This window comes from Actinomadura sp. KC06 (genome assembly GCF_004348735.1).
Classification (GTDB): domain Bacteria; phylum Actinomycetota; class Actinomycetes; order Streptosporangiales; family Streptosporangiaceae; genus Spirillospora.
Genome location: NZ_SMKT01000198.1, coordinates 1 through 13,343, shown reverse-complemented (window position 1 = coordinate 13,343; position 13,343 = coordinate 1). Strand labels below are relative to the sequence as shown.

The 13,343-nt window shown below is 69.7% G+C and carries 18 protein-coding genes; 8 read left to right on the top strand and 10 right to left on the bottom strand.

Features of this window, described 5'->3' with window-relative positions:
* The 4 genes from E1287_RS45130 to E1287_RS37470 form a co-directional block, all read right to left on the bottom strand.
* A partial coding sequence (locus tag E1287_RS45130) for a hypothetical protein (RefSeq protein ID WP_207934693.1) occupies positions 1-200 on the bottom strand: 200 nt, incomplete at its 3' end.
* A complete protein-coding gene (locus tag E1287_RS37475) occupies positions 197-994 on the bottom strand; it encodes a glycosyltransferase (protein ID WP_131970033.1) in 798 nt (265 codons plus the stop codon). The genes E1287_RS37475 and E1287_RS45130, both read right to left, overlap by 4 nt.
* 75 nt (positions 995-1,069) lie before the next feature.
* The gene (locus tag E1287_RS44315; RefSeq protein ID WP_165969396.1) at positions 1,070-1,240 is read right to left on the bottom strand and encodes a hypothetical protein; all 171 of its coding nucleotides are present in this window, start codon (positions 1,238-1,240) and stop codon (positions 1,070-1,072) included.
* A gap of 29 nt (positions 1,241-1,269) precedes the next feature.
* The gene (locus E1287_RS37470; RefSeq protein WP_131970032.1) at positions 1,270-1,623 is read right to left on the bottom strand and encodes a PRC-barrel domain-containing protein; all 354 of its coding nucleotides are present in this window, start codon (positions 1,621-1,623) and stop codon (positions 1,270-1,272) included.
* Between the two features lie 182 nt (positions 1,624-1,805).
* Between E1287_RS37470 and E1287_RS37465 the strand changes: the two genes are divergently transcribed.
* Complete coding sequence (locus tag E1287_RS37465) at positions 1,806-2,657, top strand: alpha/beta hydrolase (protein ID WP_131970031.1); 852 nt, start codon at positions 1,806-1,808, stop codon at positions 2,655-2,657.
* A 16-nt stretch (positions 2,658-2,673) separates the two neighbouring features.
* Here E1287_RS37465 and E1287_RS37460 read toward each other — a convergent pair whose 3' ends face one another.
* Together E1287_RS37460 and E1287_RS37455 are read right to left on the bottom strand one after the other, a co-directional pair.
* On the bottom strand, positions 2,674-3,105 hold the full coding sequence (locus tag E1287_RS37460; RefSeq protein WP_131970030.1) for a PPOX class F420-dependent oxidoreductase: 432 nt from the start codon (positions 3,103-3,105) through the stop codon (positions 2,674-2,676).
* The gene (locus E1287_RS37455; protein ID WP_243719706.1) at positions 3,102-4,070 is read right to left on the bottom strand and encodes an NAD(P)-binding domain-containing protein; all 969 of its coding nucleotides are present in this window, start codon (positions 4,068-4,070) and stop codon (positions 3,102-3,104) included. Before E1287_RS37455 ends, E1287_RS37460 begins: the two co-directional genes overlap by 4 nt.
* A gap of 55 nt (positions 4,071-4,125) precedes the next feature.
* On the opposite strand from E1287_RS37455, the gene E1287_RS37450 reads away from it, so the two are divergent.
* Entirely contained in the window at positions 4,126-4,494 is a 369-nt protein-coding gene (locus tag E1287_RS37450; protein WP_131970029.1) for a MerR family transcriptional regulator, read from the top strand.
* Positions 4,495-4,565: 71 nt separating this feature from the next.
* On the top strand, positions 4,566-5,684 hold the full coding sequence (locus E1287_RS37445; protein WP_131970028.1) for a winged helix DNA-binding domain-containing protein: 1,119 nt from the start codon (positions 4,566-4,568) through the stop codon (positions 5,682-5,684).
* 329 nt (positions 5,685-6,013) lie between these two features.
* Here E1287_RS37445 and E1287_RS37440 read toward each other — a convergent pair whose 3' ends face one another.
* Positions 6,014-6,568 carry a helix-turn-helix domain-containing protein gene (locus E1287_RS37440; RefSeq protein WP_131970027.1) on the bottom strand — a complete coding sequence of 185 codons (555 nt, stop codon included), beginning with the start codon at positions 6,566-6,568 and terminating at the stop codon, positions 6,014-6,016.
* A 58-nt stretch (positions 6,569-6,626) separates the two neighbouring features.
* Here E1287_RS37440 and E1287_RS37435 point away from each other — a divergent pair, with 58 nt between their 5' ends.
* Both E1287_RS37435 and E1287_RS37430 read left to right on the top strand, forming a co-directional pair.
* Positions 6,627-6,977, top strand: coding sequence for a VOC family protein (locus E1287_RS37435; protein ID WP_131970026.1), 351 nt, complete (start codon positions 6,627-6,629; stop codon positions 6,975-6,977).
* A 142-nt stretch (positions 6,978-7,119) separates the two neighbouring features.
* Entirely contained in the window at positions 7,120-7,671 is a 552-nt protein-coding gene (locus tag E1287_RS37430) for a cob(I)yrinic acid a,c-diamide adenosyltransferase (RefSeq protein ID WP_131970025.1), read from the top strand.
* A 143-nt stretch (positions 7,672-7,814) separates the two neighbouring features.
* Here E1287_RS37430 and E1287_RS37425 read toward each other — a convergent pair whose 3' ends face one another.
* Positions 7,815-8,417 carry a hypothetical protein gene (locus E1287_RS37425; RefSeq protein ID WP_131970024.1) on the bottom strand — a complete coding sequence of 201 codons (603 nt, stop codon included), beginning with the start codon at positions 8,415-8,417 and terminating at the stop codon, positions 7,815-7,817.
* Positions 8,418-8,738: 321 nt separating this feature from the next.
* Between E1287_RS37425 and E1287_RS37420 the strand changes: the two genes are divergently transcribed.
* The gene (locus E1287_RS37420; protein ID WP_243719705.1) at positions 8,739-10,016 is read left to right on the top strand and encodes a PucR family transcriptional regulator; all 1,278 of its coding nucleotides are present in this window, start codon (positions 8,739-8,741) and stop codon (positions 10,014-10,016) included.
* Here the strand turns inward: E1287_RS37420 and E1287_RS37415 are convergent.
* Positions 9,997-10,251 carry a hypothetical protein gene (locus tag E1287_RS37415; RefSeq protein WP_131970022.1) on the bottom strand — a complete coding sequence of 85 codons (255 nt, stop codon included), beginning with the start codon at positions 10,249-10,251 and terminating at the stop codon, positions 9,997-9,999. The two genes, E1287_RS37420 and E1287_RS37415, sit on opposite strands and share 20 nt — an antisense overlap.
* 153 nt (positions 10,252-10,404) lie before the next feature.
* Here E1287_RS37415 and E1287_RS37410 point away from each other — a divergent pair, with 153 nt between their 5' ends.
* The gene (locus E1287_RS37410) at positions 10,405-11,154 is read left to right on the top strand and encodes a GntR family transcriptional regulator (protein WP_131970021.1); all 750 of its coding nucleotides are present in this window, start codon (positions 10,405-10,407) and stop codon (positions 11,152-11,154) included.
* A 1-nt stretch (position 11,155) separates the two neighbouring features.
* A complete protein-coding gene (locus E1287_RS37405) occupies positions 11,156-11,713 on the top strand; it encodes an NUDIX hydrolase (RefSeq protein ID WP_131970020.1) in 558 nt (185 codons plus the stop codon).
* Here E1287_RS37405 and E1287_RS37400 read toward each other — a convergent pair.
* Complete coding sequence (locus E1287_RS37400) at positions 11,691-13,172, bottom strand: DUF4173 domain-containing protein (RefSeq protein WP_131970019.1); 1,482 nt, start codon at positions 13,170-13,172, stop codon at positions 11,691-11,693. The two genes, E1287_RS37405 and E1287_RS37400, sit on opposite strands and share 23 nt — an antisense overlap.
* Between the last annotated feature and the right edge of the window lie 171 nt (positions 13,173-13,343).

The following is a 13,343-nucleotide window of genomic DNA, read 5'->3' as shown; positions in this document are numbered from 1 at the left end:
CTGCCCAACCTCGCGGCACCACCCCTCCCGCCACTGCCCGCACCACCGCTGCCCGCGCCGCTGCCCGCACCGCTGCCCGCGCCGCCGGTCGCGCCGCTGCCCGCGCCGCCGGTCCCTCCGCTGGTCGCGCCGGTCGGGGCGTTGTTGGTCGCGCCGGTCGGGGTGCTGTCGGTGCCGCCGATCGGGGTTTTGCCGGTCACGCCGCCGCCCGTGGTCGTGTCCGTGGCCGTGCTGTTTCGGTGCCGTTCATAGGGCGGGCCGGTCCGATGATCCGGCAGCGGCCGAAGCGGAGGCGTATGGCCACGACGTCGCCGAGTGTCCGCACGTAGCCGGACGCGCGAACCTTTGAACCCGGCTGGTCCGTCCACCGCACCGGGACCTCGGTCACCGGCCAGCCGCGCCGGGCGAACAGGCACAGGATCTCCACGTCGAAACCCCAGCCGTCCACCCGCGCCACCGCGAACGCCGCCCGCGCCCGGGCACCGTCGAACAGCTTGAACCCGCACTGGGTGTCGGCCACGCCTCGTAACACGACCGCGCGGATCACGGCCGCGCCCGTCCGGGCCAGGAGCCGCCGTGGCAGGTGGCGCCGGACGTCCCGGCCACCGCCCGCGCGGGATGCGATGGCGGCGGCGGCGCCGTCCACAAGCGCGGCATGCAGGCATGGCAGCTCGTCCAGCGGTGTGGCCAGGTCGGCGTCCGTGAACAGCACGAGCCTGCCGCGCGAGGCCGCGACGCCGGTGCGCACCGCATGACCTTTGCCCCGGTTGGACGGTGTCCGCAGCAGCCGGACGCGCGGATCACCGTCCGCGACCCGGGCGACGACGGCCGCACCTCCGTCCGCGGACCCGTCGTCCACGACGATCAGTTCCCAGCGGTACGGGCCGGCGTCGAGGTGGGCGCGCAGCGCGGCAAGCGTCGACGGCAGGCGGCCGCGCTCGTCGTAGACGGGGACGACCACCGACAGGTCGACCGGGGCAACGGATGCGTTCACATCCCGGAGACCACGGCGGGCCGGCCCGCGGTTGTATGACCTACATCACACAGTCAGTCCGGGGGCTGGTGGCCGTCAGCGTGCGGGGCGGGAGCCTCGGCGGCGGCCGATCCGCACGCCGCTCAGGACGAGGTCGGCCAGGAACAGCACCACACCGATGACCAGCAGGTAGAACAGGCCCTTGATGACGACGCCGATGATCCCCAGCGCGATCGCCACCACGAGGATGAACAAGAACAACGCCACGTGGAATCCCTCCCGAACCGACTGATCGATCAGCGACGCGCCAGCCTGCGTTCGCTCGCGGCGGCCTCGTACGGCAGGTCGTAGTGGTCGAAAAGCGACTGCTCGTCCTCGGCGAGGAGCTCCCCGTCGGTGTCGATCGACGGAGCGTTCTTGACCTGCTTCTTCTGATGGGCGACCCGGATGTGTCCCGGCCCGACCGTCGCCCCCGCGAGCGGCGCGAACACCAGGCGCTGCCGCGTCGGAAGACCGATCTTGATGGTGGCGAACGACGGCAGGTCGGTCCCGGTGTCGACGTACACCGCCTCCAGCTCGCCGATCTTGCTCCCGGACGCGTCGATCACGTCGTGGCCGCGCCACTCCCGAATGTCCTCGACCTCGAACATGTCACACATCCAGCCGTCGGGTCCCAACCCTGGTCAGGCCCTACATCTACCCAGCTCACTGAAGTTATGTCTCGCAGGCCCCGCCGAGCCGGTGCGTCCTGCCGGGCACTGCGCCGCCTCACCGTCCGCCGTAAAGTCGGCCGAAACCACACCATTAAGAAGCCAGACCAGGAGGGGCGCCAGTGGACGAGTGGACGTTGCGCAACAGCTACGAAAGCTCGCTGGGAGAAGTCCGATGGGACCGGTTGGGCGACCCCGGCGGCGACCCGCTCGTCCTCGTCCACGGCACGCCGTTCTCCTCCCTCATCTGGCGCCACACCGCCCGCGCACTAACCGCCCCCGCGTCGTCCCGTCGTTCGGTGTACGTCTTCGATATGCCCGGCTACGGCACTTCTGGCATGCGCGACGGGCAGGACCTGTCGCTCGACGCCCTCGCCGGAGTCTTCGCCGAACTCATCGACCACTGGGGCCTGTCCCGTCCGGACGTCGTCGCGCATGACTCCGGCGGCGCCGTCGCGCTCGGCGCGCACGTGGATCGCGGCGTCCCCTACCGGCGGTTGGCCCTGGTGGACGCGGTGTCGCTGCCGCCCTGGGGCAGCGAGTTCTTCGCGCTGGTAGGCGAGCACACCGAGATCTTCCGCCAACTGCCGGGACCCCTGCACCGCGCCATGCTCCGCGAATACGTCAAAACGGCCAGTTCCCCCGGCCTGCGCCCGGACGTCCTGGACGCCCTGACCGCCCCCTGGCTCGGCGCGGACGGGCAAGCCGCGTTCTACCGCCAGCTCACCCAGCGCCGCGCCGACCTCACCTACATCGACCGCATCCGGGACGGGTATCCCGCGATCGACCTGCCCGTCCTGGTCTGCTGGGGTGCCGACGACTCCTGGGTCCCGGCGGAACGTGGGCGCGAACTCGCCGCCCTCGTCCCCGGCGCGGAACTGCACCTCGTCGACGGCGCGGGCCACCTGCTCCCCGAGGACCGTCCCGCCGAGCTCACCGCCGCCCTGCTCCCCTTCCTCAGCACCCCTCGCTAGAACCATGCCCGTCCCGTCAGCGGAGCTTGGCACCGTAGACGTGGTCGACCGTCATCACCATCAACACCCTGCGATCGGACACCATGACCGCCCGGTACTCGTCCCAGTCGGGGTGCTCTCCGGCAGCGGTGCGGTAGTAGTCGACCAGGGCCTCGACCTCGGGAGCATGCGGATCGGTCCCCGGCCCGGTGAGCGTCGCGACGCCCTCGGCGGTGGCCCAGGCCCAGCCGTCCTTGCTGGTGACCTCAAGCGTGGCCCGCGGGTCGCGGCGCAGGTTCGCCGTCTTGGCCCGTCCTTCGGTCATCGACACGTAGATGACTTCGGCCGCCTGGTCGTAGAAGGGCGAGACGGGGGAGAGCTGGGGTCGTCCGTCCGACTTGATCGTGGCGAGGATGCCGAGCCGGCTCTCCGTGAGGAGCGTGCGCGGGTCGAACGGTGCGGTGGTCACGGTCGCGCCTCCGATGGCTTGCGGAACTGCTCGATCAACGCAGCGTAACCGTCGCCGCCGTGTCCGCCCGCGACGGCCCGGTCGGTCAGGGCCTTGATGAGCTTCGGGAACTCGGCGTTGACGCCGAGTGACTCGCTCTCCTGGACGAGGTGCTCCATCGCGCCGACATGGGTGTCGATCGTGGAATCAAGCGGTGGATACGCACCGTCGTCGATCTGCTGCGCGTAACCGGGCAGCCAGGCGGCCACCATCCCGATCGCCTGCCCCGCGAGCGAGGCGAACGTCGTCGCGCCGACACCCGCGGTTTCGAGCAGGGCGGCACCCTGCAGGAAGCCGTTCAGGATGTTCCACATCAAACTCAGCACCGCCACCTCGTACAGCGCCGAAAGCCCTGGATCGTCGCCCAAGTGGATCGTCCCGGTGGCCTCGCCCGCTTCGCCCGCTCCGCCTGTCTTGGCGGCGAGGCTTCTCAGGGCCGATTCGTGCAGGTCGAAGGCCGTCCGTGGCCCGCTGTAGACGATGGTGGCGTCCGCCGTGCCGATGCCCGCCGGGACGGCCATGATCGCGCCGTCGAGATAGCCGACGCCCCGCTGCGCCGCCCACTCGCCGACCTCACGGGCCTGCGCTGACGTCCCCGAAGTCAGATTCACCAAGGTCCGGCCGTCCAGGGCGTCCCCCACCGGATCGAGAAGCTCCCGCACGGCCTGGTAATCCGAGACGCAGACGACGACAAGCCGTCCGCCCGCAACCGCCTCGCGAACCGAACCGGCGAGCGTCGCCCCCTCCGCGACGAGCCCCTCCGCCTTCTTCGCCGAACGGTTCCAAACAGTCGTCGGATACCCGTCGCGCAAGAAGGCCCCTGCCAGAGCCTGCCCCATCATCCCCAGGCCAAGGACGGTCACGGGCGTACGGCCGGCATCACGGTTCTCGATCATCTGCTCCCCCGAGATCGGTAGGTGGGTCATGGCAGAATCATCAACGTTCACACCGATATGAAGGTCAAGGCGGAGGAGCGGACGCGTGCTGATCGGGGAGCTGAGCAAACGCACCGGAGTCAACACCCACCAACTCCGGTACTACGAGGCCCAGGGCCTGCTGGAGCCCCGCCGCGGCGCCAACGGCTACCGCGAGTACGCCGACGACGCCGTGCTGACCGTGGCCCAGATCAGGAGGCTGCTCGAAGCCGGGCTGTCCACCGAGGAGATCGAGTTCCTGCTGCCCTGCGCCACCGGCACCGCTCCCGACCTTGAACCTTGCCCTGAACTGCTGGTCACCCTCCGCACACGCCTGCGCGGCCTGGACGAGCACATCGACACGCTCGTCCGCTCCCGCCAAGCCCTTCACGACTACATCGACGCCACCGAACGCCGCCTGTCGGCACCGGCCTGAACCGCCGCCACCACTCACCCAGGCGAGGCACCCGCGATGAGCAATCTCCGAGACGATCCGCGACCTCAACGATGACCGCCATCAGCCGCGCACAGGTCCTCGCCTTCCGCTACGCCGCCCACGACCTCGACCCTGACGCCCCGGACCGCAGCGGCGAGACCGTCCTAGCCACCGGCATCCAGGACTACCCGCCAGGACGAAGCGCAGCGCTAGCCCTCCGCCTACGAACCGCCTCGCCGCCACCCACCGTGCTCCTCCACTCGATCCGCGGCGCCATGCACCTGCACCGAGCCGCCGACCTGCCGCGACTAGCGGCGGCCCTCCGGATCGAGGACGTCCGAGACCTGCCGGCCCAGTCGATCGGCCCGTTCGGCACCGACCTAGCCGACGAGGGCATTGCCTTCGACACCGCGCTGGACGAGGTCGCCACAGCAATGCGAACCGCCATCACGGACGGACGACCCCTCACCAAAGGCGAACTCAGCGGCCTGGTAAGCCCCGAAGTGGACCAACGGCTCACGCCCTGGTGCGAGGGCTGCGGCGCCGCCCACGTCCACGACCAGCTCTTCCGGCGCGCCACCCTCCAGGCCGGACTCGCCATCGAGGTCGACACCACGACCCCGAGCCAGTTCCGCTACCGTCCAGCCGACCCACTCCCACCCGCAGACCCTGTCGAGAGCCGCGCCGCGCTGGTACGCGGCTTCCTCGCGACCTTCGGCCCCGCCCGGCCGGCGGATCTGGCGTCCTGGCTGGCCATCACCCCAAAGGCAGCCCGCCGCTGGTGGAACCTCATCGCCGACGACCTACGCCCCGTAGAAATAGACGGGACCAAGTACTGGACGCACATCGACCACCTGGACCGCCTCCAGACAACCGACCCCACCACCCCTCGTGAGACCCGTCTGCTCCCCCCTTACGACCCGCTCACCGAACTGGCCGACCGACACCTGCTGGTCCCTGACGCAACCCAACGCAAAACAGTCTGGCGACCAGCCGCGAACCCGGGAATTCTCCTGGTGGACACCGAGATAGCAGGCACATGGCGTCAACACCGATCCGGTGACCGCCTGACCCTGAAACTCCACCCGTTCACCAAACCCTCCACCCAACTCCGCGACGCCGTCACCCCCGACGCCACCACAATCGCCGCCCAAACCAACGCCTCCACCACCACCGTCCAACTCGACTAGACGTCCCCTTATCGCCACCCCAACGCGTAGGTCTGCAGGTCAGAAGCAGCCCCGCTCGTAGCCGCCCTGCCGCCAAACTAGTGATCTTGGCATGGTGAAGGAGAGCGCCGCCGTCCGCACCACCCTCACCTGACCCGCGGGGCCCTCCGCACCGGGCACCACACCAGGCTTCTTGGGCCTTTGTGGATGGCACCGGGGGCTGCGTCAGGAGGGCTGTCGCTGTCGTTCTCTGCCGGGGGCGCGCGATCTCGGCCGCGCCCCGCGGCAAGGGCGGGATCGCCCCCGCTGCAGGCTCGGGTCTTTCGGTGTCGTTGCGGGGCTCTGAGGCTTCATGTGTCGTCGGGGATGCGGGGGCTGAGGGCTGCGATGGCCGCGCGGGCGTGGTCAGGGTCCGCGCCGTCGGCGATTGCCGCTAGCGCTGCCCGCCAGGCCGCCGCGAGGATCGGGCCGAGCAGCGGTGCCGTTGGGCCGATGGTCTGGCTGAGCATCTCGGCCAACTGGTCATGGTCCGTGCCAGCGGGCGGGTCTCCCAGGATGTGCAGGAAGCCCTCACGGACGGCGAAGTCCAGGCCGACGAGCAGCGCGGACGTCACGGCCACCGATCGGTCCGACGCGGACCCGGAGGCTGCCCCGGAGGCTGCCCCGGAGGCCGCTATCGCGCCTTCCATCCGGTCCAGCAGACGCCGTTCGACGTCCTGCCGCGCGAAGGCGTACAGCCCGAGCTTGCTGCCGAAGTGGTGGTACAGCGCCCCGGTCGTGACCTTGGCCGCTGCCGCCAGTTCAGCGACCGTGACCTCGGCGAAGGGACGCGTCCCGAACGCCTCGACCGCGGCGAGCGCGAGCCGGCCTCTCGGGGATGTCGAAACCGGGACCCATTGACGCATAGGTACATAATGCCGTTACGCTGTTCCTAAATCCAGTTACGAGACGGAAGGATGCACCGTGAAGCTCGAGTTCTTGTTCGTCCCCACCTCCGACCTGAAGACCTCCCTCGCCCTCTACCGCGACGGCTTCGGCTTCACCGAGATGTGGCGCGAGGGCGACGAGACCGTCGCGCTCGCCCTGCCGGGCACCGAGGTCCAGATCATGCTCGACGCCCACGACCCCGACTCCCCGGTCGGGCCGCTGTTCATCGTCGACAGCGTCGAGGCGTTCCATGCGGCCCGTCCGGAGACGCTCGCCGTGGTCGAAGAGCCCTCGCAGATCCCCGGCGGCTTCCTGGCCACCTACCAGGACCCGGGCGGGGCGACCATCTACGTCATGGACCAATCAACAGACCAGAACGTCCCGTAACACCCCACGGACAGTTCGCGACGCGGGCGAGCGTGCGTCCGCCGGGACATCTGCACCACCAACCCTTCGGACGCCTTCTCTCACGCGGCTGGCTGGGTGGCGGCCGCGTGCCCGGTGGTTCGTCGTGTGGGAGTGTCGGGCGATGAAGATCTATACGCGCAAGGGGGACGGAGGACAGACGGGGATATGGGGTGGTCGTCGCCTCGACAAGGACCATGTCCGCATGGAGGCGATCGGCGCGGTGGACGAGTGCAACGCCGCCATCGGTGTCGCGGCCGCCGCGGCGTTGCCTGACGACGCGGCCAGGGTCCTTGCCGACGTCCAGGACTGCCTGTTCGTGGTCGGCTGCGAGCTCATGGCGCCTGACGGCACCGGCGCGGGCGGTTCTGTTCCGCGGCTGACGGGCGAAGAGGTCACGCGGCTGGAGTCGGCGATCGATGGGATGGAGGCCGAATTGCCCGAGCTGACCGCCTTCATCCATCCGACCGGAACGCCCCAGGCGGCCAATCTGCATCTGGCGCGGGCGATCTGCCGTCGCGCCGAACGGCGGGTGACCACGCTGCGCCGCGACGAGCCAGTGAGTGATCACGTCGCCGTGTATCTGAACCGGTTGGCTGATCTGTTGTTCGTCCTGGCCCGTTACGCCAATGCCGCCGCAGGCGTCACCGACCGCAAATGGAGCCCCGACCAATAGCAGCCCCGGGACGGGCAGCCGGCCGATCTGGCTTTGGGCTGATTTATCTCGGCTTAGAATCGAATTTGACTTACGCCCATAATCGGTGCACCGAGGATGCCGAATTTACGTTGAGTCGGCGCGGCTTGCTGGGGAGGGGCTGATCAAGCCTCAGCGGGGCGAGGTCGGGTGAACGTCCGGGCCCGGAGCAGGACGATGCCGTTGATCGTGGCGATCAGCGCGAGGCCGACGAGGGCGAGCCAGAAGCCAGTCCCGAGGCCGACCGTGTCGTCGGCCTGGTTGATGAGTGGTGCGCTCTCGCTCTTCGGTATGGACGAGAACAGGACGCCGAGGAACTCCCGCGCGGCGCTCTCCATCCGTGCGACCGCCGACAGCCCGGTCACCACCAGCAGCACGCCGGACGCTACCGCCGCAATGGCGGCGTACAGGGATCGCCTCCGGGCGGGGCGAGCAAAGGCGCTTCCCACACTTACCGCCATGAAGAGAAGCGTGATGATCGCGAGCAATCGAATGACGATGGGCCAGCGGTAGTTGGACTGGTGGACGGCCATGTTCGCACCGGTCGAAGAGATGTCGAGCAGAGACTCCAACGGTGATATCTCCTCCGCATAGGAGGGGAACTCCCATGACGACATGACGGCGCACGGCAGAAACAAGAACGCGAACAGGCTGAGCGCAAAGCCGACGGGGTTGACGCCCCGCGTCACGAATTTCTCGAAGGAAGAGGATCGGGGTGAGTCGTTCATTTGCCGAATTTTAGCTTCGGCCGACCGAGACGGGTCCCACTACAGCGACAAAGCCGGAGATGTGGGTATTTGCCCAGCTTTACATGGCGCTAAGGCGGTCGCGGGACATCTCGCCGAGCCCGACGTGCTGTCGTCACGTCCGGGGTGTGCACTGGTTCGGGAGGTGGGGGACGTCCGTCCGGCCAGAGCCGGTCGGATCCGGTCTGGACTTTGCGTTCCGGCACGTCACGGGCCATGCTTTGCCTCACACAGGTCTAATAAGCGAACAATTACCCCGTGTGTATGGCGCGCGACGCAGGGGGACGAGAGCCGGGAGGGTCTGTGGCGGACGACGGTTCGACCACTAACGGGCGCCTGTGGGCGAATCTGCCGAGGGAACTGGCGGATCACATGCGGCCGCACCTCGACGAGGTGGCGGACGACATGATCCACGAGATTCAGACGCGCGTCAGGGAGTACGACCGGCCGGGCGACGGCTCCTACTCTGGAACGCTCCGGCTCGCCGTCGAGCGCGTCCTCCACTATTTCGTCGACCGGGTGGACGATCCCGGCCACGACTCCGCGCCGGTGGCGGACTTCTTCCGCGCCATAGGCCGCGGCGAGGCCGGGGAGGGGCGCAGCCTGGACGCCATGCAGACCGCGATGCGGGTCGGCGGAATGGTGGCCTGGCGGCGGCTCACCGAGGGCGCCGACGCGCTGCACGTGTCCCCGCGGACGCTCGGCGCCGTCGGTGAGATCCTCATGGAGTTCCAGGACGAGCTGGCGCACGCCGCGGCAGAGGGATACTCCCAGGCCAGGGCGGCCGTCGCCGGTGAGATGCAGCGCCGCCGCAAGCGCCTGCTCGACCTGCTGTTCGCCGACCCGCCCGCCGCGCGGGAGGCGATCGCCGACCTCGCCGCCGCGGCGCACTGGCCCCTTCCGCGGACGGTCGCCGCCGTCGCGCTCGGACGTCAGCACCAGGACGCCCGGCTGCCCGCCTTCCCGCCCGACGTGCTCGCCGATCTCACCCGCCGCACCCCCAGCCTGATCGTCCCCGACCCGGACGGTCCCGGACGCGCCAAGCTCGTCGACCGCGCCCTGTCCGGGACGCTCGCAGTCGTCGGCCCCACCGTCCCGCTGATGGAGGCTGCCCGTTCCATACAGTGGGCCCGCAAAACACTGGGTCTCGTCCAGCGCGGTGTCATCGAGGCGGACAGCGGAGTGATTCGCAGCGTGGAGCACATGTCCACGCTCATCCTTTTCCAGGACGAGGGGCTCATCACGTCTCTGGCCGACCTGCGTCTTGCGCCGCTCGCGCATCTGCGTCCCAGCCAGCAGGACCGGCTCGCAGAAACACTGCTGGCCTGGCTGCAGTCAGGGCGCAACGCCAACGAGGTCGCGATGCGGTTGCACGTCCACCCGCAGACCGTCCGGTACCGGCTGCGTCAGTTGGAGGACCTGTTCGGTGACCAGCTTCTAGACCCGGACCTACGGTTCGATCTGGAAATCGTCCTGCGCGCCCGCGCGTTGCTGGCCGACAACGCCGGCGAGCGCATCCTTCAGCCGACGGGTGAGGCGGTCGGCGATTCAGGCGAGGTCGTCACCTTCCGCCGGTCCTGACGCCGCTCGCCTGGCCGGACGTGGAGGCGCGGAGGCGTTCCGCGGTGGCGACCCGTTCGGCCAGGCGGGTCTGGGCGTCGCAGAGGAGCCACAGTTCGCCCTCGTCCGTCGCGGCGATCTCTTCCAGGCAGCCGTTGAGCAGCTGGTAGTCCGACAAAGGGGAGATCCGGGTGGCGCGCAGGCCTTTGTCCGTGCGTTCGCTGTGCCAGCCGGGCATGCACAAGATCACCGACATCACGCGGACTCCCTTGGTGGGTCTATGGTGGGTCTACCATAAGCCGACCAAGCATCGCCCACAACGCGTTCTGCATAACGTCAAAAAGGTGCCGGACGTGGTGGGATCTGTACGGTGTGAGGTCAACGTCCTATCCCGGAGCAGGAATCTGGCATGCCGCGACCCCCCACGAAGGCACAGGCGATCACGAACGCGCTGGCCGCCCGCATCGTCGAGGGTGAGCTCGATCCCGGGACATGGCTGCCGTCCGAGCGGGAGCTGGCGCGGCGGTACGAGGCAGACCGCTCCACCGTCCGGCGGGCGCTGCGGATGCTCGCCGAGCAGGGGCTCGTCCAGCTGAAGCACGGTTCGGGCGCGCAGGTGCGGACGGCGCGGCGGGTGCGGCGGGCGGCGGCCGACATCACGCGGCAGGTCGGGGCGTGGCGCGGGTTCCACGTGTCGGCGCAGAAGGACGGGCGTACGCCGTACACGCGGACGACGGTCAGCGAGGTAGAGGCGAGCGAACGGGTTGCACGCCGCCTGGATGTTCCGCCAGGGACGCGGGTACTGGAACGTGCGCGCGTCCAGGGCGTGGAAGGCGAGCCGCCCATTCAGACGGCGACGACCTGGGTGAACCTGGACGTCGTTCAGCAAATTCCTGTGCTGCGAGAGGTCGACACTGGTCCGGGCGGCATTTACTCACGGCTGGAGGAGGCCGGACATCGGATCACGTTCGAAGAGGCGGTGACGTGCCGTCTTCCCTGCGCGGACGAGCAGGACACGCTGGAGGTCGGACCGAACCGGCCCGTCCTGACGCTGTGGCGCCGCGCCTACGACCAGGACGGCCGCGTCGTCGAGGTCACCCACAGGGTGGTGGTCGGCGACCGGCATGAACTCGTCTACCGCTATGGGTCGGGAGCCTGAAATGAACCACGAGGAGGAACCGCCTGCGGTTCGCCAGGTCGGGTCGCGGGTCGTCTACGAGAACCCCTGGATGGTCGTCCGGGAGGACGAGATCGAGCGGCTGGACGGCTCACGCGGCATCTACGGCGTTGTCGACAAGCCCGACTTTGTCGTGGTCATCCCCCTGGAGGGCGACGGGTTCCATCTCGTCGAGGAGTACCGGTATCCCATCGGGAAGCGCACGTGGAGCTTCCCCCAGGGCACGCTCCCCGGGCGCCAGGACGCCGACCCGGAGGAGTTGGCGCGCCTGGAACTCGCACAGGAGACGGGTTTCCGCGCTTCGACGCTGACGCATCTTGGGTTTCTGAACTGCTCGCATGGGACGAGTGGACAGGGCTTCAACGTTTTCCTCGCGTCCGGGCTTCAGGCAGGGGAGACCGACCGGGAGCCAGAGGAGCAGGACATGCGGCAGAAGTGGATGTCCAGGGACGAGTTCAAGGCGCTCGTGCGCGAGGGCCGAATCACGGACGATTCGACCCTCGCCGCGTACGCGCTTCTCAATATGAGCGAGACCAGCTAGAGCAGTCGACGTTCTCGTCCGCGGGACGGGCATCCAGAATCTCGCGGGCACGGCTCCGCGCTAGGTTTCCGCTCATGGCGGGTTCGCCGTCGTCCAGGTCTATGGCGATGGAGCGCAGCGCGCAGGACCGCACCGGTTCGGGCAGCCGGTCCAGCGCGGGGACGGCGTCGGCGGACAGGTCTTGCAGATACGAGACGTCGATTTTGCCGGTGTCCTTGTAGCGGGCGACGTTGTGCTCGGCGATGAACCCGTCCGGGTTGACCGCCGCCAGGGCGATCATCGCGACCGCGCCGCTGGCGGCGACCGCCCGCGGCAGCCACGGCGCCCGCGCCTTCACGACGCCCGCCACCGCGACCAGCACGACCACCACGCCCAGCCACAGCTCGAAGGCGTGCACCCACAGCCGCAGCCGCGTCCAGCCGAACGTCTCCTCGTACAGGTAGAGGCGCCGCAGCGCCACGGCGACGACGACGAGCGTGAGCGCGCACAGCAGCCCGAGCAGCACGCGGACGGTCACCCGGTCGCCGCGCCCGGCGGACGGCGCGTACCGCTCGGCGGCCGCCACGACCGCCAGGACCAGGACCGTCACGACGACGAGCTGAAAGAACCCCTCCCGGGCGTACTCGGCGTAGGTGAGCCCGGTGGAGCGGAGCAGCTTGTCCTTGTCGTCGGCGAGGAACACCCCGGCCTGGATGGCGCAGAACACGAGGAACAGCAGGTCGAGCGCCGCGATCGGCACGGCCCACGACCAGCGTCCGGCAGGCTTCGCGGGCTCCGGGACCAGCAGCCGCAGCGGCGGCGGCGCCTGCCCGAGGAACGCGCCGGCGCCCGCCAGCGCCAGGACCCCGACCCCCGCGATCCCGTACACGATGACAGAGCCCGGTGACACTTCCGGGACGAGACCCGCGGCGAGGCTGCCGAACGCCGCGTCCGCCCCGACGAACAGCGCGCCGAACACCGCGATCAGCCCGGCCGCGATCAGGCCCGTCCGGATGACGGGCCAGGCGGTGCCCCGTCCGGACGACATCGAGCGGTACGCGCCCTGCCCGGCCCACGGCATCATGCAGCCGACCGCGGGCACCACCGCGATCCCGCCGCCGAGGACCTCTGGCCAGGACCGTCCGCCGGACGCCCCGTACGAGCCGGCGGCGACGGCGAGGAACAGCGCGGGAACGACGAACCAGTCCGCGTCCCGGACCGCCGCCGTCGCCGACAGGCACAACGCGAGCAGGACGAACACGACCCCCGTCCGGTTGAGCCGCGCCCCACGGCCCCTGGCCGCGGACGAGGGCCGGACGAGCCGTCCCGCCGACCAAGCCGACGTCCCCGTCACGTAGGCGATGGCCGCCGCTGCGATGACGACGCCCACGCCCAGCTCCCCGCTGCGCAACGCCGGGCCGAGCGTCACCGCGCCGATGACCCCGGCGATGGCCGCGCCCACCGCGAGCGACGAAGCCATGGGAAGCGCAGGACGCTTCCACCCCGCGATCGCCAGCTCCAACTTGCTCGGCTCATAAGGCACCGGCCGCGGCGGCGGCGAGCCAGGACGCCCGTGCAGCGGCGAGGCAGCACGCCCGTGCGGAGGCGGAGACCCCGGCCGCGCACCGACCGCCGGGCGTCCACCCCCCTG

What these genes read in the sequence shown, in the direction of transcription:
- E1287_RS37400 (WP_131970019.1), bottom strand. Translation starts at nt 13,172, where the DNA reads ATGGCTTCGTCGCTCGCGGTGGGCGCGGCCATCGCCGGGGTCATCGGC.
- E1287_RS37430 (WP_131970025.1), top strand. Translation starts at nt 7,120, where the DNA reads ATGAAGATCTATACGCGCAAGGGGGACGGAGGACAGACGGGGATATGG.
- E1287_RS37410 (WP_131970021.1), top strand. Translation starts at nt 10,405, where the DNA reads ATGCCGCGACCCCCCACGAAGGCACAGGCGATCACGAACGCGCTGGCC.
- E1287_RS37415 (WP_131970022.1), bottom strand. Translation starts at nt 10,251, where the DNA reads ATGTCGGTGATCTTGTGCATGCCCGGCTGGCACAGCGAACGCACGGAC.
- E1287_RS37440 (WP_131970027.1), bottom strand. Translation starts at nt 6,568, where the DNA reads ATGCGTCAATGGGTCCCGGTTTCGACATCCCCGAGAGGCCGGCTCGCG.
- E1287_RS37445 (WP_131970028.1), top strand. Translation starts at nt 4,566, where the DNA reads ATGACCGCCATCAGCCGCGCACAGGTCCTCGCCTTCCGCTACGCCGCC.
- E1287_RS37405 (WP_131970020.1), top strand. Translation starts at nt 11,156, where the DNA reads ATGAACCACGAGGAGGAACCGCCTGCGGTTCGCCAGGTCGGGTCGCGG.
- E1287_RS37455 (WP_243719706.1), bottom strand. Translation starts at nt 4,070, where the DNA reads ATGACCCACCTACCGATCTCGGGGGAGCAGATGATCGAGAACCGTGAT.
- E1287_RS37425 (WP_131970024.1), bottom strand. Translation starts at nt 8,417, where the DNA reads ATGAACGACTCACCCCGATCCTCTTCCTTCGAGAAATTCGTGACGCGG.
- E1287_RS37470 (WP_131970032.1), bottom strand. Translation starts at nt 1,623, where the DNA reads ATGTTCGAGGTCGAGGACATTCGGGAGTGGCGCGGCCACGACGTGATC.